Raw genomic sequence first — 22024 nt, forward strand, 5'->3', positions numbered from 1 at the left:
TGTTTCTAAGACGACCAGTATGCCTTCCCAACAAACCCGGTGGATAGCATCGCTCTAAAGATTCAACCAATGGACACCAGGAACGGGTTAACCCTCTATCACCTCTTAGAAAGGTCGATTTACTAAGTAGGTGCTAACCAGATGGCGATCGGGGGTGGGATTGAATCAGAAGCCAATGCCCTGAGTAATGTCAGGGATATGCCGACAGATTCACAGTTGTTTGGACGATAAAGGTGTAAGTAGCAATGAATAAGTCTAATACAGAGGTAAAAACTACTGTGGAATGGAAGAGCCTTCCCTGGCACAAGCTGGAGAAGGCAACCTTCAAGTTGCAAAAACGCATTTATCAAGCCTCTGGGCGGGAGGATTATCGGACAGTCAAAAGGCTTCAAAAGACCTTGATCAGATCCTGGTCAGCTAAATGTTTAGCCGTCAGGAAAGTTACCCAAGAGAACCAGGGACGGAAGACCGCAGGCGTGGATGGACACAAAGAGTTAAATCCAGCCCAAAGACTAACCCTGGTCAAAACGCTCAAACTTTCAGGTAAAGCAGATCCAACTCGTAGGGTATGGATATCAAAACCTGGGAAGAAAGAGATGAGACCTCTAGGGATACCGACTATGTACGACCGAGCATTGCAAGCCCTAGTGAAAATGGCATTGGAACCCGAATGGGAAGCTCTCTTTGAGCCAAATTCATTTGGGTTTCGACCAGGACGCTCATGCCACGATGCAATCGAAGCAATATACGGAGCCATAAAGCAAAAGCCAAAATATGTGCTGGACGCTGACATAGCCCGATGCTTTGACAAAATCAACCATGATGCATTGCTGAAAAAGCTAAATGCCACCCCTAACATTCGCCGACAAATCAAAAGTTGGCTTAAGGCTGGGGTTATGGACGGTGAAACACTCTTTCCCACAGAAGAAGGAACTCCGCCTTGCGGCGTGGTTAGCCCACTTCTCGCCAATATTGCCCTTCATGGACTAGAGGAACACTTGATGCAGTATGCAGAAACCGGAGATGACAAAAACATCTATGGACGGCAACAAAGCTGGAAAAGCAAGCGTATGGCATTAAGCGTTATCCGCTATGCGGACGACTTTGCGATCCTTCATAAAGATCTGCAAGTCATCCATGCCTGTCAGCAAATCGTATCGGATTGGCTGACAGGCATGGGTTTGGAATTGAAACCTGAAAAAACAAGCGTGTCTCACACACTTCAGAAAATAAATGGAAAGCACGGATTTTCATTTCTCGGATTTTCCATTCAACAGTATGAGGTCGGAAAACATGCCTCTAAACAAGGGTTCAAAACCATCATCACTCCGCACAAAGAAAAGCTGAAAAACCACGTCAAACAGCTAGTAAAGCTGATTAATAGACATAAGGGATCTTCAAGAGACGCTTTGATTGCTACTCTTAATCCCATGATTAGGGGATGGGCAAACTACTACAAAACAGTCTGTAGCAAGGACATATTCCAGCTAGCAGACCACTTGGTATATCAGCAAATCAGAGGATGGGGAACCTACCGTCACGAAAAAATGGAAAACCTATGGCATTCCAAGCCCGGAATGTCATGGACATTTGCCACCAAGGATGGGCAACACTGGTTAGCCAAACATGGCGACACCAAAATCACCCGACATATCAAAGTGAAGGGAGACAAAAGCCCGTATGACGGAGATTGGGTCTACTGGAGTACAAGAAGGGGAATGTATCCGCAAACCCCAAAACAGGTTGCCAAACTGCTGTTTGAGCAAAAGGGGCGTTGCTCCCACTGTGGACATTATTTCTCCACAGAAAGCTTGTTAGAAGTTCACCACATCGACCAAAACCGAAATAATAACAAGCCAAATAATCTAACAGCAGTTCATCGGCACTGCAAGAAGAAATTCACGGGATGCGGGACTCTAAAGCATGGGAAGTAAACAGCAATGAATACCAGCCCATCCCCTAATCCTTCAAATGGAAATGAGGTACACATGACAAGTGCCAAACAATTGAGGATCCGGATGCACGGAAACGGGCATGTCCGGTTCTGCAAGGGAGGGTGGGGTAGCGATGCCCCACTCGACCCTACCAAGTGGAATCGTCGTTGTGCGTATTGTTCGATTGAAAATGTGCCGTTTGAGGTCGAGCATATTCACCCCAAATCAAAAGGTGGCTCCGACCGAGTTTCCAATCTCACGATTGCCAGTCATTGGTGCAATCAAGCCAAGGGAAATCAAGATATTCGAGACTTTCTATCGGGCCTGCCTGACTCGCTCAATCGCATTCTCAAGCAAGCCAAGTCCCCGCTAAAAGATGCGGCGGCAGTCAATTCAACCCGATGGGCATTGCTCGACGCTTTGAAACAAACGGGATTGCCAGTGGCAACGGGAACGGGGGGACAAACCAAGTTCAACCGGACAAGGTTTAGACTACCTAAAGCGCACTGGTTAGACGCCGCGTGTGTGGGTCAAGTTGAGTTACTTGAAGTGCCGATCTCGAAGCCTTTATTGATTGCGGCAAAAGGACATGGAACGCGGCAAATCTGCGGCACTGACAAGTTTGGCCCTCCAACTCGTCACCGATTGCGGACACAAGTTCACAAAGGCTTTCAGACTGGCGATATCGTCAAGGCGACCGTTACAGCAGGAAAGAAAATCGGCTCCTATGTAGGGCGGATTTTGTGCCCCGCATCAGGCAGTTTTGATATTGCAACTAAATCTGGAAGAGTGGCAGGAATCAGCCACAAATATTGCAAGTCAATTCACAAAAAGGATGGCTATAGTTATGCCTTCTGAACTTTCACTGCGGTTAAAACCGCTCCTTAAGTATTTCATCCCCCACTTAAAAGATGGGTGGCTCTCCATACTCCCGGAGGTTTAAGGTGAAATTCCGCTGGCTACTACCCAGTACTTTGAGCCTGGTGCTGCTGTCAACTCCCGCCTCAGCAGGAAGACTGCAATCAATGCAGTTTGATGCCGATCAGAATCGGCTGGTCTTTACAACAGATGAAGGCGTTCAACCGAGAGCTAGACTGCTGTTCAATCCCACCCGTTTGGTGATAGACTTGCCCGGTACTACTTTCGATCGCCGCACGCTCAGCAATCAGTCCTTGGGTGCAGCAGTTCAAGCCATACGGGTGGGGCGGGTAGATCGCCGCACGACGCGCTTGGTGATTGAACTGAAACCTGGTTTTACCCTAGAGCCTCAGCAGGTAATCTTCCGGGGTACCTCTCCCAGACAGTGGACGGTGCAATTACCAACGCCCCAACCTGTGGAGCCATCTAGCAATAACAACAGGGCATCGATTGGGATTGCTGCTATTTTAGAACAGCCACCCGTTCCACGGACTGCTTTGACTCCTTTGACTCCTTTGACGGCTTCTGGGGAAACTCAAGTCCAGGATGTTCAGGTAACGCCCGATGGGTTTTTTATCCGGACCACCGGGGGTAACCCACAACTGAGGGTGAGGCGAAGGGACGATCGCACTGTGGAAATCGACCTCAAAGGTGCTGTTATCTCTTCTCGCCTATCCCAAAGAGATTTTCCGGTGGATCGGTTTGGCGTCAGTCGCCTCCAACTCGGTCAATTAGAAGACTCACCCCCAGTCACCCGCGTCACGTTACAGTTGACCGACGATAACTCAAACTGGCAGGCAAGTGTCAGCAATTTAGGCGGCGTCGTCCTGTTACCTGCTACCGGCCCGCAACAAGCGTCGCGCAGTTATACTCCTGGACAGGTGAGGATTGAATCGGTTGAATTGAGCCAAAATCAATTGCTGGTGCGAGCGAATCAGCCTTTTACTTACACCAGCGGCTGGGATCGCGCCTCCGGTGCTTTCCGGATCGCGATTGCTGGTGCGACACTCGACGATGATGTTGACGAACCGCGTCCAAGTCGCAATAGTCCAGTGTTGCGGGTGCGCGTGCGCCAGGAAGACCCTTCCACAGTTGCGATCTTAGTGCAACCGGCTGCTGGGGTACAGTTGGGCGAAATCAATCAGCCTTCTCCTCAACTGTTATCCCTGCCATTAACTAACTCTAGAACGGTGCTGCTGCCGCCTACTAGACCTGGTGTTCGCAATTACCCTGGGGGGACGCTACGCGATCGCCCAACTATCGGCAGCGATTGGTCGATGCTATCTTCTCGTAACGATGGACGCATGGTGGTCGTGATCGACGCCGGACATGGAGGTCGCGATCCGGGCGCCATCGGCATTGGAGGATTGCGCGAGGTAGACGTAATTACTCCCATCGCCCTACAGGTGGCTCGCCAATTGGAACAACAAGGCATCCAAGTTGTATTGACCCGCCGGGGTGACTATTTCGTTGACTTAGCACCAAGGGTGCAAATTGCCAAGCGGGCGAATGCGGATTTGTTTGTCAGCATCCACGCCAATGCCATTAATCGGAACCGCCCCGACGTAAATGGAATCGAAGTCTATCATTTCGGTATAGGCGAGGATCTGGCGCGGACGATCCACGCTAGCATTCTGCAAAGCGTCAACATTGGCGATCGCGGCGTGCGGCGAGCCAGATTTTTTGTTTTGCGGAATAATCCCATGCCTGCTGTTTTGGTGGAAGTTGGCTTTGTCACGGGGTATATTGATGCTCCCAAGCTGTCAGATCCAGCCTTTCGCAGCCAAATGGCAGATGCGATTGCTCGCGGCATTCTCCTTTACATTCGGCAAAATTTCTAATTAACTATCAGTCATTAGTTATTAGTGCTTAGTCGGCAGGCTAATGACTGATGACGAATGACCTCGAAGGGCAATCGCACTTGCGCCCCCATCGGTGGGTCAGATCGATAGATGGATATGCAAGTGCTAAAGCCCCTACTAATGACAAAGGATAATTGACACATGACAACTGCAAAGATTGGAGTTTTTGACAGCGGCGTTGGCGGTCTTACCGTTTTAAGAGAACTGTACCGGCAACTTCCCAACGAATCGATTCTTTACTTTGCAGATACCGCAAGGCTGCCCTACGGTAACCGCTCTCAGGCAGAAATTTTGCAGTTTGTGCGCCAAATCCTCCTGTGGATGCAGCAGCAAGGTGTTAAAATGGCAATCATGGCCTGCAACACCAGTTCGGCCCTGGCCTTGGAAACCGTGCGCTGCGAATTCGATTTTCCGGTCTTAGGGGTAATCCTTCCAGGCGCGAGGGCTGCTGTTGCCGTTGGCAAGCGCATCGGCGTGATTGCCACCCCCGCCACCGCCGCTAGCAATGCGTACCGTCGTGCCATTCAAGAAGTTGACCCCAAGGTGCAAGTTTGGCAAGTCGGTTGTCCGGCGTTTGTGCCGCTGATCGAGCAAAACCGCATCAACGACCCCTACACCTACGAAATCGCCCAGGAATATTTACAGCCATTGCTACAGCAGCAAATTGATACGCTGGTGTATGGCTGTACCCACTATCCCCACCTAGCACCCATTCTGCGCAGGATTTTACCAAAAACTGTGACGCTGGTCGATCCAGCCGTCCACGTCGTGGCAGCGGCAGTTCAAGAACTAGATTTATTAGGACTGAAAAATCACCAAGGCGCAAAACCGACGCGCTTCGGCGTCAGCGGTTGTCCGCAACAGTTTGCCCGATTATCGGTACAGTGGCTGGGTTGTACCCCTGCGGTTGAGCAGGTGTGCTTGCCTGTGCCGATGCCATTGCAGTCAGTACCGATCGAATCGATCGACTAACTGCAACGCAGCGGTTTAATTTTAGATTGCCGAGAGTCAAATTTAAAAGCTACTGGTAGCTGGGAACTAAAGATGATCAAATTTTCTCATCTTTAGTTCAAGCTAAACTAATCAATCCTACGGGCGTCGCCATTCCCTTGACCGTTGAGCAAGTATTAACAACGCATAAATCGCTAATAAATAACCAGTAGCCAGGAAGGGAATCATTAGAGGCATATCGTGGTAAACCATAATTGAGTTACGAGTAAAATAGAGGGACGTCAAGTTTGATAGCAATAAAGGTTTGTCAGCTCGTCGCCGCGTGGGCGAGCCCTCTGACATCTGTCATACAAGGCAAGCTTTGGAAACATAGCTGCCTCCAAATGCTGTCTCAAGTTAATGTAGAACTCTAGGCTGCGCTTAGAAACTTTGCCGCGCCAAACCTAGAATTTGTTTAAGGAACAAATTCTCCGGGACTAATAAGCAGTAACAGCAGCCGCAAATTTTGCGCTACCCCTACGTATGAATAACCAGCCCCTCTGTAGCACCCTGGTTTACCAGCTACTGCTGGCTGTTTGGGAGCAAGTATCTGAATTTTTTTTAAATCCTTAATATCTAGACTACCACAAGCTTCTCGGCTTTTCGATACTATTTCCCAAAATGCTTAACAATTCTACAAATTTTTTGTAAAGACTCATCGAGTCAGCCTCTCCCTGTGGATGCGGTTTTCTCGTAGTTGTCCGCGATCTCCGTAGGGTAGAGCCAGCGGATCCCCCCTGGCCCCCCTTACCTCAACCGGCTTATTCCCATCTAGGAGAGGCTTCGCTTAAAATGAGTACAGAATATGTTAAATTTCGTAAAAATCACACCCGAACCGGCAGATCCATGACTTCAGCGACTTCCCTATTTTCCCCTGTAGAAGTAGACTTGCGCTTGCTGTCGGAAAACCTCAAGCAGCTTGTTGGCAACCGCGATCCTATCCTGTCTGCGGCAGCGGAACACCTTTTTGGCGCGGGGGGAAAGCGGGTAAGACCTGCGATCGTCCTGCTGATTTCGCGGGCGATGATGCGGATGCAGGATAAAGACATTACCCCCCGTCATCGACGGCTAGCGGAAATTACGGAAATGATTCACACGGCTAGCCTGGTACACGATGATGTGGTAGATGATTCAGTTGTGCGTCGCGGCGTTCCCACGGTTCACAGTTTGTTTGGTAACCGAATCGCCGTACTGGCGGGCGATTTTTTGTTTGCCCAATCTTCCTGGTATCTAGCGAATCTGGATAACTTGGAGGTGGTCAAACTCCTGTCGCAAGTGATTATGGATCTGGCAACGGGGGAAATTCAGCAAGGACTCAATCGCTTCGACTCCAGCTTATCGTTTGAGGCTTATCTGGAGAAGAGTTACTATAAAACGGCTTCTCTGATTGCCAACAGCTCTAAGGCAGCCGCTGTTTTAAGCGACGTGTCTGCCGAGATGGCTGAACATGCTTACAGCTATGGGCGTCATCTGGGTTTGGCGTTCCAAGTGGTCGATGATATTCTGGATTTCACCGGCTCTACAGAAGCGTTGGGTAAACCCGCGTGTTCCGATCTAATCAGCGGCAATTTGACAGCACCCGTCCTGTTTGCCCTGGAAAAGGAACCGTATCTGGAAGTGCTGATCGAACGCGAGTTTTCTAACCCTGGGGATTTAGAGCAGGGGATGGCGCTGATCGAAGCGAGTCACGGTATCGAACGGGCTCGCGAATTAGCCGCCGCTCAAGCTAAACTCGCCGTGGAACACCTAGTCAATTTACCGCCCTCCGAGTACCGTCAAGCTTTGGTTAGCATCGCTGACTACGCTCTGAGTCGTCATTACTAGGATTTGATCGTCCATCCCAGCATCAACTCAGGCGATGTCGGGAGGCAGATTGCTACGTTTGGTGCGCTGTTGTGACTGACTTTGTTGCAGGTGCAGTTGAATTAAGGATTGTAGATCTTCGCGCCGGACTTCGATGGCGGCGGAGCGATTTCCAGGCGTCTCAAAAAAAACGATGCTATTGACGGCTTCCATCGCCACCAGTTGGAACAAAATATGGGTGACTGGCATTGGCAGCGCGAAGTCTTGCGTCTTTGGCATCGAACTCGGAGCAGCCTCAGCATCCTCGCGGGTAGGAAAAGCGTAAATAACGCGCTTTTCCAGGTTAGGATTACCACGATTGCTTAAAACTGTACTGACCCAATCAGAGTTGAGGGTTTGGAGGATGTAGTACTGGGAATGGTGCAACTGCTGGGCGATTTGCTTGAGAACGGGAGCGATCGCGCGCACCACCTGGGGCGTAGTCCCATCTTGGGGGGCATTGTCGATCAAAACTTGAATTTGTTGGTTTAAGTTCATAGGGAGCAAGCCAATGCGGTGAGAGTCCCCTAATAAACTACCCCACCCCATAGGCGGATGGGGTTTTCAGCAGCCCTAGAACATGCTCCTCGACTGAGCAAGCAAGTCCTGAACCTCCAGGCTGGTTTATAGACAGCCCCATTGCTTCAATATTTTTAGCACCATTCCAATCAGCGTCACCTTTCCATCCACAATGACCACAAGCAAACCTCTTGCCACTGCGATACGATTCACCCCGAACCGGGTGGATATGCAAGCACTTGTGGCAAGTTTGGCTAGTGTATGCGGGATTCACCAGAATCAGTTTCACGCTTGCACCAATGGCTTTGTATTGGATAAATTGCCGCAACTGATAGAATGCCCAACTGTTAGACCGTCTCCGTTCGGTTTTAGAGCGCGGCAACTGGTTGGTTCGTTCTCTGATCCCGGTCAAGTCTTCCAGTGCAATTGTTTGGTTATGGTCTTTAGCGTGCTTAACAAGATGCTTGCTGATGACGTGATTGGTATGCTGCTGAAATCTCTTTTCTTTGCCCGACAACCGTTGCAAGAGTCCACGCGCCCGACGACGAGTAGACCTTGTGCCTTTCGCGGCTTTTTTCTGAATCGATTCTCTCAACTTTGCATGATGGTCACGAATTGCTGTGACCGCTTTTCCACTGAAACTTTCTCCATCGGAGGTAACAGCGATGTCCGTTCTACCCAAGTCCACACCCAACACATCCTTAGTTTTTGGCGGTGCTTCTGGATGGGATTCAATCTGAATGTTCAACCGATACTCGCCCTGATGATTCACGACCAGCACAGCACTCTTAGGGTTTTGCCCTTTCAGCAAACCTCGTTGGTAGTTGCCAACGTGCAGCGCAAACCGTTCTCGCTTACCCATCATCGTCAAGCTAACCGTCCAGTCTTTTTCACGGAAGCTGAATGTCCGAACATCGTAGGTGACAGAAGTAGGGGCAAATCCTTTAATCACATCACCTTTAGACTTAGCGGTCTTTCGATTAAGAGACACCCGACGAATTGCATGGATAGCAAGTTGGGAGGGAAGCCCAAAACGTTCCCGAATGGTCTGATAAATCAAAGACTGCATTGCAATCTCATTGGTCAGCCCTTCAGGAACTTCCTGATTCACATACTCACAAGCATCAGCGAAAACCTGAAACGTGTTGACCACGTTGGGCAACTGCTCAGGCTTTACTACAATCTTGCAAGATACGCTCAGGACTTGTTTCATGGCTGACAAAAGTTTCACGTATTGATATTCTACTCTACAGTAAAGATGCTAGTCAATCCGGAAAGTTTGTTGGCTGTTTCGGTGGCATCGAACCACACTCAACAGCCAAGGGAGCACCCTCCCCACCGTGTAGACGGATGGGGAAGGATAGCGAAATTAGTTGAGTTTAGACCAGAGGACGAGCGATCGCCCTCGCCCGCTATGGAACTAAATTTCCCCGCCTGAGTAACTATCCATGTCAGCCGCCTCGGCATCGTGTTTGGCACCTAACAGCCGCAATTGATCGACCTTGATAATGGGTGAGGAGCGGTTAGCTCCCGTGGCGCTATCCCTCCAGCGATCCAACTTTAAAGAACCTTGCACCCCAATCAAGCTGCCCTTACGGACGTAGTTGGCAGCCACTTCTGCCGTCTTGCCCCACAGTTCCAGATTGAACCAATCAGTCTGCTCGCCATCGCGACTCCAACGGTTAACTGCTAGAGTCAACCGACACTTAACGCTACCGGACTCGAAATACTTGACATCAGGGTTTTGGCCTACACGGCCTACTAGAGTGACTACATTGATACTCATACTACCGATTCAGTACAGCTGTACTCTTTTGTCGTGTATCTACTTTAGCTGAAAAGACGCAGTTAAAGCATTTGGCTGCTATAAGCTAAAGAATTTTCCTGTGGAACTAGACGCCGCAAAGAAAACGTAATAGAATCCAGCACGGTTGGGTAGTATGAAAAAGAAGTATTTGACTTGGGGGCAGTAAAATCACGTGGGTATTTTCAATCGCCTTCCCTCTTTTTCTAGGGACATGGGTATCGACCTCGGTACTGCAAACACGCTAGTTTACGTTTCAGGTAAAGGCATTGTTTTGCAAGAACCTTCTGTAGTTGCCATTGACAAATATACAAGAGAGCCGATCGCAGTCGGAGAAGAAGCGAAAAACATGCTGGGGCGTTGTCCGGGCAACGTGGCGGCTTTGCGCCCGTTGCGCGATGGCGTGATTGCCGATTTCGATACGGCCGAAATTATGCTCAAGCACTTTATCCGGCGAGTACACGAAGGCAACGCTTTAGTCTCGCCTCGGATTGTGATCGGCATTCCCAGCGGCGTTACCGGCGTGGAACGACGAGCGGTGATGGATGCGGCAATTCAAGCAGGCGCTAGGGATGTGCGGTTAATCGACGAACCCGTAGCGGCAGCAATTGGAGCCGGTTTACCCGTAGCAGAACCTACAGGTAACATGATCATCGACATCGGCGGCGGCACCACGGAAGTGGCGGTTTTGAGCTTGCAGGGGACGGTAATCAGCGAATCGGTGCGAATTGCTGGCGATGAACTGAACGACTCGATTATGCAATACATGAAGAAAGTTCACAATCTCGTGATTGGGGAACGAACCGCTGAAGAAATCAAGATTCAGATTGGCTCGGCTTATCCCACCGATGCCGATGAAGATACAATCATGGAAGTTCGAGGCTTGCACCTGCTTTCTGGTTTACCGCGAACCGTGACGATTAAAGGACCAGAAATTCGCGAAAGCATGTCGGAACCTCTGTCGATTATTGTTGACGCAGTCAAGCGCACTCTGGAACGGACTCCCCCCGAACTGGCGGCGGATATTATTGACCGGGGAATTATGCTAGCAGGAGGCGGTGCCCTACTCAAAGGTCTGGATACTCTAATTAGCCATGAAACCGGCATTGTGGTACACGTAGCAGCAGATCCGCTCAGCTGCGTTGTCTTGGGAACGGGTCGGGTGTTAGAAAATATCAAACAGCTCGATCGGGTATTTAGTGGCTACTCTCGCCCGATGTAATTGTTTTGAGAAAGGCGTTTGGCATCAAAAACCAAATGGCAAATTTTAACGTCTTTGCTCGCTCTGTTAATTTTTAGTGTGGCAACCCCCAACTTGGGTAATGGGGATTGAATCGACGGCACGCCAAATAAAGCCAAGCCAACTAGCATTCCATTGATGTAGTTAAAACTAAGACGGGATAGCAATTTGACAAAATAATTGATAATTTTGTGTCTCCAGGATGACCCTAGAGCGTTGGGTTTGTACGCGCTCGCTGTGAATTTTTCACAGCGAGCGCCAGCGCTGGCGAGGGTCCCTAACAACCCAGCTTTTGGGGTGTAACAGGGGCAAAAACCAGCTCTGGCGTCAACGGTTAAAATAAAGGGGCGGTTGCGCGTGTAGCCAAGCGGGGCGGCTTGCCTCTCCCTTAGCGCGGCAGAGCAAGCGCAAAAATTTACTCAAGGCTAGCGGATTCCTCTGTCAAAATAAAAACAGAACTCAAAAGTTAAAACTGGCAACGCTCTATGTACACGCTACGTCGCTGGTGGGATCGCCATTGGTCACAAGTAATGCTGGTGAGTTTGATCGTCAGTGCTGCCTGGTTGGCAAAAGCTACCCAAGGAGCAGCTCTATTTGAGCTTTACCAGTTGGTAACCCGTCCTTTCCAATCCGATACAACTAAACAAGAGCTGTTAACCGATGCTCGCGTGTTGGAATTGCAGGCGCGGTTGGGGGAACTAGAGAGCCAAAATCAAAAACTAAAACAACAATTGGCATTTCAATCCCAGCAAAAAGGCAAAGGAATTGCGGCTCCCATTATCGGACGGAGTGCAGATCATTGGTGGCAGCAAGTAACTTTGGGTCGGGGTTCCCAAGCTGGGATAAAAACTGACTACGTTGTAACGGCTCCTGGCGGTTTGGTCGGTCGGGTGACGAGCGTTACTCCCCATACAAGTCGCGTTTTGTTAATCAGCGATCCAAGCAGTAGAGTAGGCGTGATGATAGGTCGCAGTCGCTACATGGGAATTATGCGGGGTCGCTCGAATAATAAAGCGGTGATGCAGTTCTTTGAAAAAACTCCAGATGTCCGCAAGGGCGATTTCGCGATCACTTCATCTATTAGCCATTTGTTTCCGTCAGGCTTGCCGGTAGGGCAGGTAGAATCAGTAGATTTGAGCAAAAATCCGGCGCCAGAGGCGTCAATCAAACTGTCGGCTCCGATGAATAATTTAGAGTGGGTTGTGGTGTACCCCACCCATACCAACCCTGAATAACGAATGGATTATAGATTTGAAATTAAATTGGAAATCTAAAATCTCAAATCTCAAATTAGGAGACTTTAACCCTTGCTTGACATCGCAAATTGGCAGACCTACCGGCAGCAAATTGGCAATTGGGTGGTAACGATTGGCACCATTATCATTTGTGCGACGCTGTTGCCAGCCCGGTTACCGGGAATGGAACTGTTGGGTCTTGGTCCCAACTGGCTATTGATTTGGGTGGTGGCTTGGAGCGTCAAGCGAACGACGCTACAAGGAGCGCTCGCAGGTTTGGCGGTCGGTTTAATTCAAGACGGCATGACGGCTCCCTATCCCAGCCACGCGATCGCTTTAGCCTGCGTGGGAATTCTCACCGCCCGGATCAAAAAGCAACGGTATATCCAAGAAGATTTTATTTCCGTAGCGTTGATTGTATTTGGCATGGCGGTGGTGGCAGAGACAGTGATGGCAATTCAGTTTGGCATCTTTTGCGATCGCAAGTTAGCAGAAATTTGGACTGACCACCAACGCATCGCCCTCGCGTCTGCTATCCTCAGCAGTCTCTGGGCGCCGGTAGTGTACTATCCGCTTAATCTTTGGTGGAGACGGTTGACCTCTCCCGGATTGAATCCGGGAGATGCTTAAGAGATGTTCACCCTTACTGGCTGAGCCAAACAGCCCCTACTCACTCCGGTAAAACCATCGTGGCTACTTTTCTTCCCAATATTGGCCGCCCCATTACCAAAAACTAGGTTGAAAGCCCCTCGCCTCTCTCGGGGATGAAAACCAGAGGCTGGAAATATCGGTGCCAGTCGATAGTATATTAAAGTTTAATACAAAAAGAAGTTTTAGACAATAACAAATGGTATTATTTAGTTTATTAAAGTCGGTGATTTATTGGGACGGTTGCCAACAGGAATTAATCCAAAAGAACCAGGAAGTAAAACCTATACTGGAATAGCTGTGTAGCGAAGTTAACGCTCTAATAAATTGCGGTACATACTACGATCGCCAGATATATTTCAAAACGGGAAGGATTCTGGCGGGCTTTCCCAGGAGGCGCAGCATTGTGCAACGAGATGAAAACCAACATCGATCGCAATGGGGTTTATTCTCAAGTCGCTAGGGCAAGCGCTCAGCGGTATTGCCGCATCATTCAAATCATTTCAGGAGTTAATCAATTCCTACAAAAAGGGCTTGCTTAGAAAACAAACCTCGCCCGCCCAAATACCGCAAGTCCAATGGAATGGCAGTTGCTACTTATCCGAAACAGGCACTGAAATTAGTAGAAGGCTTTCGTGCGCTTCCCGATGGGGCAACTCTGCAAAACTTGGTTTGGAGTAAATGCCTTCTGGTTAAAGATGCCGTCTAATTTACGCTTTGAAGATATTAAACAAGTCCGCATCCTGCCCCGCAATCGATGTTTTTATGCAGAGTGGGTCTACCTGCAAAAAACTGCATCGGTTGAATTAGATTCATCGCGGGCGCTGGGCAGCGATACTGGATTGGTAAATTGGTTGACATGGGTCAGCAACATCAATACCTCTTTCATGATTGATGGAAGGCATATCAAATCAATCAACCAATGGTTTAATAAGTCGGTCGCTACAATCTTGGAAGGTAAGCCGCAAGGATTCTGGTCTTTGCGACTTGCTAAACTAACAGAAAAACGTCACCGACACATGGGAGATGCCATTAATAAAGCAGCGAGGATCGTTGTCAAACACTGGCTTGAACATAAGATTGGGGGCATTGTATTTGGATGGAATCAGGGCATTAAAAAAGAAATAAACATTGGCAAGCGCAACAATCAATCTTTTGTGCAAATCCCAACAGCAAAACTGACTAGCCGGATTGCTCAACTGTGCGAACAATACGGCATACAGTTTGTTGAAACAGAAGAAGCCAATACATCTAATATCGTGTCCGGTTGCATCGGTTGCGTTTGGAGAGCTGGGGGAGCAAAGGGGATGGGGGAGCTGGGGGAGAAAAAACGCTTTTTCGCACAATCAACTATACACAACTGATACCACCGGACATGATATAAGGCATCGTTTTTAGACGGCGATACAGTCACCAAATATGGTGAAAAACCCTCTAACTGGAAGTTGGAGGGTTCGCGAGTTAAACGCGGTTTATTTCGGACTGAGTTGACACTCGCCGCTATAAATAGACGGCGATTCTTTCCTGGCATAAATCTATGGGTAACCTGAACCAAAGTACCGAGCAACCGAATATTCTAGACCAGCACTGCGCGGAAGAATTGCGCCTACTCTCTCCGATGCCAGCATGATTGAGGCTACTTTGGAAAAGTTGTTTGATTCACTCGCTTTCAAGTTTTTGCTTGTAGGGGCTAGAACTAGAGTATTTATTGATACCAGTTTAACCATTTCGGTTAAACTTCTTTTAACTACAGCGTCCCGAAGAGAGGGAATTTCACCCGCGTTTAAAGGTCAAAGTGTCTGTGGTAATTATAGCATGTTTTAGGCATTTAAAAATGCCGCGTCGATGTTCCTCCACCACTTAAAAGATGGTGGTTTCCTATCTCCCGTGAGGTTTTAGATGATGAACAGCCAAGAATTTGACCGCGCCATGATGTGCCGATGTCTGGAACTTGCCCGCAAGGCTTTGGGACGAACTGCTCCCAATCCCCTCGTCGGCGCTGTAATTGTCAAAGACGGACAGATTGTAGGGGAAGGATACCATCCAGCGGCTGGACAACCCCATGCGGAAGTGTTTGCGCTGCGGGAGGCAGGAGAAAAGGCAAGGGGGGCGACGATTTACGTCAGCTTGGAACCTTGCAATCACTACGGGCGCACCCCTCCCTGTTCGGAAGCCTTAGTTGCAGCTGGTGTGGCGAAGGTGGTGGTGGGGATGGTCGATCCGAACCCCCTGGTGGGTGGCGGCGGTATTGCCCGCTTGCGCGCAGCGGGAATTGAGGTGGTAGTAGGTGTGGAAGAAGAAGCTTGCCAAAAGCTGAATGAAGCATTTGTCCATCGCATTTTATACCGGCGTCCGTTTGGGATTTTGAAATACGCCATGACGGTGGATGGTAAAATCGCTGCGACGGGAGGACACAGCGCTTGGATCACGTCCCTAGACGCCCGCAGCGAGGTGCATCAACTCCGCGCCAGTTGCGATGCGATTGTCATCGGTGGTAATACGCTGCGCCTGGATAATCCCCATTTAACCAGCCATCAGACCGAAGCTCACAATCCCCTGCGCGTGGTGATGAGTCGCACCCTGGACTTACCAGAAACAGCTTTCCTTTGGGAGACGACAGAAGCGCCTACGTTAGTGTTAACTGAGAAAGGGGCAAATCCAAAATTTCAGGAGTATCTGAGCAAACGGGGCGTGATGGTGGAAGAACTGGTGTCTTTGACTCCAGAGCGGGCAATGGCTTACTTTTATGACAAAGGTTTCCTCTCGGTGCTGTGGGAATGCGGCGGTATATTGGCTGCTAGCGCGATCGCTCAGGGTGCGGTACAAAAAATCCTCGCGTTTATTGCCCCCAAAATCGTTGGCGGGAAAATAGCACCTACACCCGTCGGAGATTTGGGCTTTACAACTATGACCGAGGCGCTGACTTTAGAACGAGTCACTTGGCGCGTCATCGGTACAGATTGCCTGATGGAAGGTTATTTGCCCACACCACCGTCGGATCTATGCCAAAAAAACCCGGGTTAATACTGCTACCAAATTATCCCGGACGGGAGTATATATCCAGAGAGGAAGTGAAATAGACTATCTACAGTACTTATGCTGCAATTTACCATTTTGAGCCTTTTGGTCGGTAGTCTCGGCTTTCAGGCTTCGTTAATAGGTGGATGGATGCGCTGGCGGACGATCGCGATCGCTCAAGAAGAGGAAGAGGAGGAAGAAATCTTGACTCGTTATGATTTTAGAGCTGACATCGACACGGCTGTAAATGGGCAAACAAACGGATCGCCTCAATCGGGAGCGCGGGATTTACGCCTGCTGGGCTGGGAGTTTAAAATTGTGCGTGCCAATCGCGACTTGTTTCGCAATCAAGCGATTTTACAGCGTTTGTGCGAAGAAGAGGCGGAGGCTGGCTGGGTTTTATTGGAAAAACTCGATGACCGACGGGTGCGATTTAAACGCCCCGTGGCGCTGCGGGATTTAATTAAACCAGAACGCCTGTCTTTCGACCCCTATCGGTGTCACTATGGCCCTGGGATGAGTCCTCTAGCTGTGTTGTTGGCGATCGCTGCTATAAGCGCTTTTATTCTCCCCGCCTATTTGGGCTATGCTTTGGTATCAGCGACTAAAGGCTATTCACCTAGAGGTTTGCCGCCCCAGTCGAGCCAAAATTCAGAAAAAGCAATACCACTACCATCGCCAGTTGATTAGTTATGAGGTAATGGGTAATAGGTAATAGGTAATAGGTAATGGGTAATAGGTAATGGGTAAAAGAAAGACCAATTAGCAATCCCCAATTAGCAATTAGCAATTAGCAATTAGCAATTAGCAATTACCAATCACCAATCACCAATTACCAATTACTACAATATTTGCGACAAAAACTTGCGAGTCCGTTCTTCTTTGGGACGCTGGAAAAATGCTTCTGGTGTCCCCTCTTCTACGATTATGCCGCTATCCATCAAAATAACTCGGTCGGCGACTTCGCGGGCGAATCCGACTTCGTGGGTGACTACGACCATTGTCATGCCGGAATTGGCGAGACTCCGCATTACGTCGAGGACTTCCCGTACCATTTCTGGGTCTAATGCGGATGTAGGTTCGTCGAATAGCATAATTTTAGGTTGCATGGCGAGGGCGCGGGCGATCGCTACCCGTTGCTGTTGTCCTCCAGATAATTGTCCCGGATACTTGCGCGCCTGTTCTAATATTCCCACCCTCTCTAATAGCTGCATTGCACTTTCTTCTGCTTCCGCTTTCGACCTCTTTCGTACCCAGATGGGCGCTAAGGTAATATTTTGCAGCACGGTGAGGTGGGGGAATAAATTAAACTGCTGAAATACCATCCCCACTTCGCGCCGAATTGTTTCAATGTTACGCAAATCGTGACTGAGGGTAATGCCGTCGATTTCAATTTTGCCTTTTTGGTATTCTTCTAAAGCGTTGAAGGTGCGGATAAAGGTAGATTTACCCGAACCGGATGGCCCCATTATTACTACGACTTCTCCCCGATTGACTGAAAGGCTAGCACCTTTTAGCACGTGGAATTTACCGTACCACTTGTGGACATCTTGGGCGACGATGATGGATGGAGATTCTGCTTTTGATATCATTGCTTATATTCCTGTAAAATTATAGTTTATGAAGCAATAAATCCTTTTTCTTGTAATAGGGAGTTAGCCCAAACGGCATCTGCTTCTGATAGGGGTGGTACGCAGGACTGATTATAGTCTATTCTGGTATCAAAACCTGCCTGCTCGTAAATCTCGTTAACTAAGTGCTGCAAATCTACAATTGGTTCCAAATCTCCACGTGCTAAAGGCAAAGGAAATGACGGAATTGCATCTCGCAAACTGAAAGCATAAAGGTCAGATATAGGGCGGCGATCGCCTCGACTAATCAGAATACGATAATCGGTTTTGGGTGGATTTCCTACAATCTGCATGGGTTTTCCACTCCTAAGCAAGTCTATTTCTACGAGGTTAGTAATACTTGCCAATACTTGCGATCGCTTGCTTTCATAAGCAACTCGTCCTGCTCCAGAGCGTTTGTTTTTCGGGGAAAGAATCTCCAATACTGTGACGGCATAATTTTTACCAGTTTCTCTAATTTCTAAGTAACTTTCTTGAACTGTTTCAATCAGCGGTACTGCTACTTTTATTGGTTCGCGATCGGCAAGCGTTGCAACCGATAAAGGGCGATCCGGTGTGGAGCGCTGTGTAAATACAGTTACATCAGGAACCCCAACTAACAGACTATCATCTGCATCGCCAAGATAGGTACGCTTATCAATTACTACATGGTACTTAGGACGGAGACTGGGAGCTAAGGCGATAGCGATCGCCACAATTAAGCGATTATGTAATTCAGACCAAAAGTCGGGATGTTCCAGATAGGGGTCTACCCCCGGAAATGGTGAAGGCATGGCAAAACCTCTGATTTCTAACTTGCCAATATTTAATTAGTTATAGTTTCTATGTTACTTACTTGTCTCATTGTTATGGTAAGTAGTTAGGGGCAAAAGCTAGAAGGGTTCTGCGATCTCGTGACGCTCCGCTTGTGGATGGCAATTATGATAACCTAAGATTCTTAGAGCTAGTTTAAGTAGAAAGCGCTTTTTTATTTTCTGTTACGAGATATCTAAAGCTTCGTCTAACACGCGCCGTAGATGTTCCTGTAGCTCAGTCTCAAATCCAGGATAGGCGGAGAGAGCTTGTAGTCCCTCAGTGTAGGATTTGTAAGCACCAGGATAAAGAATCGCGGCATATTGTACTACTCGTCTGCCTTTGCTGTCTCGGATAGCGTCGCGGTAGGTGTGCATTTTCTGAATATCGGCTGCTTTTGGCTTTCCTTCATTGCCTCCATTTTCATGTTTCTCACTCTCAAGCTTATATTTGGGGTCGAATATATAAACTTGCTGAGAACCATCAGCTAACTTGACTTCCACTGCTATATCAGGACGCTGTGTCAAAGTAGGGCTGTGGAGTTCACCATTCTTGCCATAGGTTCGTTCAGGAATTAGCTTGACTTGCGTTTTGTGCTGAGGGTGAATTAAAACGATTGCTGGCTCCCCATTGGGTAAAATCCGGATGTAAACTCCGCTTTTATCCCTACTTACCAAGCAATGCTTTTCTACTTGATATCCTTTCTGTTCTCCTACTTCTAGCAGCGTTTCAATTACCCATAGAGTTCCCCAAACCTGGTATAGATCATGCAAATTTTCTAAAGGTGCATCAAGGTCTGAGTTTTCCAAATGTACTACAGGACTTCTGATAAATTCCAAATACCCTTGCAAAGCAGCATGGTAAAGTGGACGCTTTAATAAAACCATTGTGATTTGATTGTTAAGGTGTTTAGGGTGGCTTACTTCATCCATAAAACTAGCTTGATATCGAGCTTTTTTCAGATGCTTAGTGAGAGATTGCACCTCATCTAGAAGATAATTTTTGCGATTAGCCTTGCATATAGGCGAAACTCGTTGAAGCCTTTGATTAACCAGATCAAAAAATAACTTAACCATCTGGTTTTCATAAACATCTGTGTTGTGTTCTACTCTTATGTCAGGTAAGCGAATAGGTAGCCCATTGGCATCTAAGTTATGCCCTCGACAAAAAGCTTGAACTATGCCACTAGGAGAAGGTCTGCGGACTTGTTCTTGCCGAACCCATATTTCATTGGTTTTGAAGATTTGATGAGGATCGCGAGCAAGTTGAGGCAGAATGTCTGTTAGTCCCGGTCGGTTTTCTGTACCGTTGACAGCGCGACGCAGGCGAACCATTTCTTGATCTAAAGTAGTTTCGCCTAGTTGTGGGAATTTCAGACCTGCTAAAGCTCTTGTACGTTGTAATCGTATTGCTACTGAAGTTGGAAGACGAGCATCAAGATCCTCTAGCATCTGAGCAAATGCTTCACGGCTAATTTTTCGAGGCCAAACGGTGATAATCTGCTCTTCAGCTTCACCCTGATATTCAAGTTTTAGTTTGTAGCAACCGGGGTTTGAGCAAGGCCATTCAGCTACAATTCGAGCCTTTTTATCCGAAAAACGCTTTGGGTAGATTTCAAGTTCTTTACCCTGAAGCCAAAGCCGCACTTCTTCCCACTGGGTTTTAGGTACGCGAACTTCTAGAAAAGCTGTCTCCCACTCTGATGGAGATTCTAGTGGCTCGCCCGAACGGCTTAGAAAGCCTAGTTTAGAAGTAGGAGCTAAATCCATGATTATTAAATGTTTCAAGCATTTTTTCAGCTTTTTTATGGCTTAAGTGAAAGCCATTAACCTTAGCAATATTAACCACAGCCTTGAGAGCTTTTCCTACCGTCTCATCAGTTCCTTTAAGTTTAGGCAGAACCTTCTGCAAAAGCTGCTCATCGAAGGCTTGTTTCCAAGATATGTTTAAAGCTTCAGCCTCTTTTACGTAGGTTTTGATTTCCTCTATAACACGGAAAGCAAAAGGGGCTACTGTGTATACTTCGTCCCAAATCTGAATTAAAGTCTCGCGATACTCAACTTCACCCAAACAATCGTATAAATCTTTACGATCAACTTCAAGTTCAATCAGTTGCGCTCGATCGTAAACCTTATCAGCAAAGCTGTGAGTGGTTTCATCCATGTTAACTGTGCCGATGAAGTAAAGGTTGGGAGGTAGCAAAACTTTTTTCCCTGGCGCTAGTTCAATCTCAGCTACTTCCTCGCGCATTCGCACTTCCATTGCTGAGAGGAACTTGGCAAAGTAATACTCTACCCGTGCCAGGTTCATCTCGTCTAAAACCAGGTGGTAAGGCTGGGGATTTAACTGTTGGGATTTAGCTAGTATATACTCCTGGGCTGCTTTCTCTAAGAAGCAACTGAAGGCTGTGTGATTATACTCTTTGTTTATTGGGTTAAAGTAGCCTAGCAAGTCCTCGTTAGTAGTCCAGTTGGGAGCCACTGGTACGACAAGATATTCAGCGTCCACAGCATTAGCATAGATTTTGGTAAGCCAAGTCTTACCTGTACCGCTAATTCCTGCAAGAATTACGAATTTTCTTGTTTTAATAGCCAAGTGGTAGCGTCGCAATGTTTGCTCAGAGATGTGTATATCTTGAGCAAGCACATTCTTCTGAATATCTGTGAAGGAAGGTTCAACATATCGACGTAAAAGAATTATTTGACTCTTACCGTAATGATGGGATACTGCTTCACCTGTAATTTCTTCTGTGATATTAATGACATTACCATCAAAAAAAGCAGCTAGTTTTTGAGCGGCTAATGTTACTTCATCCATAACGACTTCCTGCCATCGTTTAGTTAATTTGTCAATTAATTGATTTTCGTATATTAATTCTGTTTCTTCTCTTTCAAATTCGTCATCTTCATTAAATTTAATATCGTTTAAATAAGATTTAATTTTTTCAGCGATTCTAGGACGTATATAATCAAACAAATTGGCGTTCATACCAAATTGATCTTGAAATGTATTGATTATAATTTGGCGTTTGTTTTTGATTAAAATTTTAAAAATTTCACTTTTAAATGGACTGCTATTATAATTAAAGCGAATCCCATATTTTTTTAAAAACACATTTGTCAATTGAGAGTGGCTAATTTCAAGATATGCTTCTACCAAATCCAAAAAATAATCATATTCAAGATTTTTACCCATCCAAAAATATTCAAAACCACAAGATTCAGCATAAAGTTCAACCAGGGAAATAAATGCTATCATTACTTCGCAATGTTCGGTTTCATTACAATAATTTGCTAAACCAATTTGAACCAGTATTTCCCAGGCATTCTTAAAACTTTCCTTAAAACCTTCTACTGCTATTCGGTGTATCAAAGTAGAATCTATATAATTAATTAGTGACAATTCAAATTCATTAAAATTTTCAGATATCCATTCATGGTAATCTATCCAGTCATCAAAAACAGCGCTGGCATAATCATTTATATCACTCCAATTCAGAATACATACATAACTCATATTGATCATCCCAGTTTCTCTGGTTGAATTACCCACTCGTTAATAAGAAAAAGCCATCGCATTAACGATCTTAAC

General features: G+C 47.3%; 18 protein-coding genes and 2 pseudogenes. 13 read left to right on the forward strand and 7 right to left on the reverse strand.

Annotated elements, in window-relative coordinates; translation table 11 throughout:
• Nucleotides 1-245: 245 nt before the first annotated feature.
• From ltrA to sds, 5 genes and pseudogenes are all read left to right on the forward strand, one after another.
• A complete protein-coding gene (gene ltrA / locus MiSe_RS14345; RefSeq protein WP_226580501.1) occupies nt 246-1934 on the forward strand; it encodes a group II intron reverse transcriptase/maturase in 1689 nt (562 codons plus the stop codon).
• 153 nt (nt 1935-2087) lie between these two features.
• Nucleotides 2088-2792, forward strand: a pseudogene (locus MiSe_RS14350) (HNH endonuclease); the annotation flags it as partial.
• Between the two features lie 86 nt (nt 2793-2878).
• Nucleotides 2879-4693: an N-acetylmuramoyl-L-alanine amidase gene (locus MiSe_RS14355; RefSeq protein ID WP_226580503.1), complete on the forward strand. Its 1815-nt coding sequence runs from the start codon at nt 2879-2881 to the stop codon at nt 4691-4693.
• Between the two features lie 162 nt (nt 4694-4855).
• On the forward strand, nt 4856-5686 hold the full coding sequence (murI, locus tag MiSe_RS14360) for a glutamate racemase (protein WP_226580506.1): 831 nt from the start codon (nt 4856-4858) through the stop codon (nt 5684-5686).
• An 864-nt stretch (nt 5687-6550) separates the two neighbouring features.
• Complete coding sequence (gene sds, locus MiSe_RS14365; protein ID WP_226580508.1) at nt 6551-7528, forward strand: solanesyl diphosphate synthase; 978 nt, start codon at nt 6551-6553, stop codon at nt 7526-7528.
• Between the two features lie 27 nt (nt 7529-7555).
• Here sds and MiSe_RS14370 read toward each other — a convergent pair whose 3' ends face one another.
• The 3 genes from MiSe_RS14370 to MiSe_RS14380 form a co-directional block, all read right to left on the reverse strand.
• Nucleotides 7556-8044, reverse strand: coding sequence for a hypothetical protein (locus MiSe_RS14370; protein WP_226580511.1), 489 nt, complete (start codon nt 8042-8044; stop codon nt 7556-7558).
• A gap of 37 nt (nt 8045-8081) precedes the next feature.
• Nucleotides 8082-9278, reverse strand: a complete 1197-nt coding sequence (locus MiSe_RS14375; RefSeq protein WP_226580514.1) for an RNA-guided endonuclease TnpB family protein — start codon at nt 9276-9278, stop codon at nt 8082-8084.
• Nucleotides 9279-9485: 207 nt separating this feature from the next.
• Complete coding sequence (locus MiSe_RS14380; protein ID WP_226580516.1) at nt 9486-9851, reverse strand: single-stranded DNA-binding protein; 366 nt, start codon at nt 9849-9851, stop codon at nt 9486-9488.
• Nucleotides 9852-10044: 193 nt separating this feature from the next.
• Here MiSe_RS14380 and MiSe_RS14385 point away from each other — a divergent pair, with 193 nt between their 5' ends.
• From MiSe_RS14385 to MiSe_RS14410, 8 genes and pseudogenes are all read left to right on the forward strand, one after another.
• Nucleotides 10045-11091: a rod shape-determining protein gene (locus MiSe_RS14385; protein ID WP_307731415.1), complete on the forward strand. Its 1047-nt coding sequence runs from the start codon at nt 10045-10047 to the stop codon at nt 11089-11091.
• Between the two features lie 503 nt (nt 11092-11594).
• Complete coding sequence (mreC, locus tag MiSe_RS14390) at nt 11595-12344, forward strand: rod shape-determining protein MreC (RefSeq protein ID WP_226580519.1); 750 nt, start codon at nt 11595-11597, stop codon at nt 12342-12344.
• A gap of 72 nt (nt 12345-12416) precedes the next feature.
• On the forward strand, nt 12417-12974 hold the full coding sequence (gene mreD / locus MiSe_RS14395; protein ID WP_226580522.1) for a rod shape-determining protein MreD: 558 nt from the start codon (nt 12417-12419) through the stop codon (nt 12972-12974).
• A 601-nt stretch (nt 12975-13575) separates the two neighbouring features.
• Entirely contained in the window at nt 13576-13701 is a 126-nt protein-coding gene (locus MiSe_RS50930; protein ID WP_264196491.1) for a hypothetical protein, read from the forward strand.
• A complete protein-coding gene (locus tag MiSe_RS14400; RefSeq protein ID WP_226580526.1) occupies nt 13691-14356 on the forward strand; it encodes an IS200/IS605 family accessory protein TnpB-related protein in 666 nt (221 codons plus the stop codon). The genes MiSe_RS50930 and MiSe_RS14400 overlap by 11 nt, the downstream gene beginning before the upstream one ends.
• 18 nt (nt 14357-14374) lie before the next feature.
• Nucleotides 14375-14476, forward strand: a pseudogene (locus MiSe_RS53800) (IS200/IS605 family accessory protein TnpB-related protein); the annotation flags it as partial.
• A 415-nt stretch (nt 14477-14891) separates the two neighbouring features.
• Nucleotides 14892-16016, forward strand: coding sequence for a bifunctional diaminohydroxyphosphoribosylaminopyrimidine deaminase/5-amino-6-(5-phosphoribosylamino)uracil reductase RibD (gene ribD, locus MiSe_RS14405; protein ID WP_226580528.1), 1125 nt, complete (start codon nt 14892-14894; stop codon nt 16014-16016).
• 72 nt (nt 16017-16088) lie between these two features.
• Nucleotides 16089-16700 (forward strand): hypothetical protein, encoded by a 612-nt coding sequence (locus tag MiSe_RS14410; RefSeq protein ID WP_226580531.1) that lies wholly within the window; start codon nt 16089-16091, stop codon nt 16698-16700.
• Between the two features lie 152 nt (nt 16701-16852).
• Here the strand turns inward: MiSe_RS14410 and MiSe_RS14415 are convergent, their stop codons facing one another.
• The 4 genes from MiSe_RS14415 to MiSe_RS14430 form a co-directional block, all read right to left on the reverse strand.
• Nucleotides 16853-17602, reverse strand: a complete 750-nt coding sequence (locus MiSe_RS14415; protein ID WP_226580534.1) for an amino acid ABC transporter ATP-binding protein — start codon at nt 17600-17602, stop codon at nt 16853-16855.
• Between the two features lie 26 nt (nt 17603-17628).
• Nucleotides 17629-18414 carry a DUF4058 family protein gene (locus tag MiSe_RS14420; RefSeq protein ID WP_226580537.1) on the reverse strand — a complete coding sequence of 262 codons (786 nt, stop codon included), beginning with the start codon at nt 18412-18414 and terminating at the stop codon, nt 17629-17631.
• Between the two features lie 204 nt (nt 18415-18618).
• Nucleotides 18619-20202: a DUF2357 domain-containing protein gene (locus MiSe_RS14425; protein ID WP_226580539.1), complete on the reverse strand. Its 1584-nt coding sequence runs from the start codon at nt 20200-20202 to the stop codon at nt 18619-18621.
• A complete protein-coding gene (locus tag MiSe_RS14430) occupies nt 20180-21958 on the reverse strand; it encodes an McrB family protein (protein ID WP_226580541.1) in 1779 nt (592 codons plus the stop codon). Before MiSe_RS14430 ends, MiSe_RS14425 begins: the two co-directional genes overlap by 23 nt.
• Between the last annotated feature and the right edge of the window lie 66 nt (nt 21959-22024).

Source organism: Microseira wollei NIES-4236, from assembly GCF_020521235.1.
GTDB classification, from domain to species: domain Bacteria; phylum Cyanobacteriota; class Cyanobacteriia; order Cyanobacteriales; family Aerosakkonemataceae; genus Microseira; species Microseira wollei.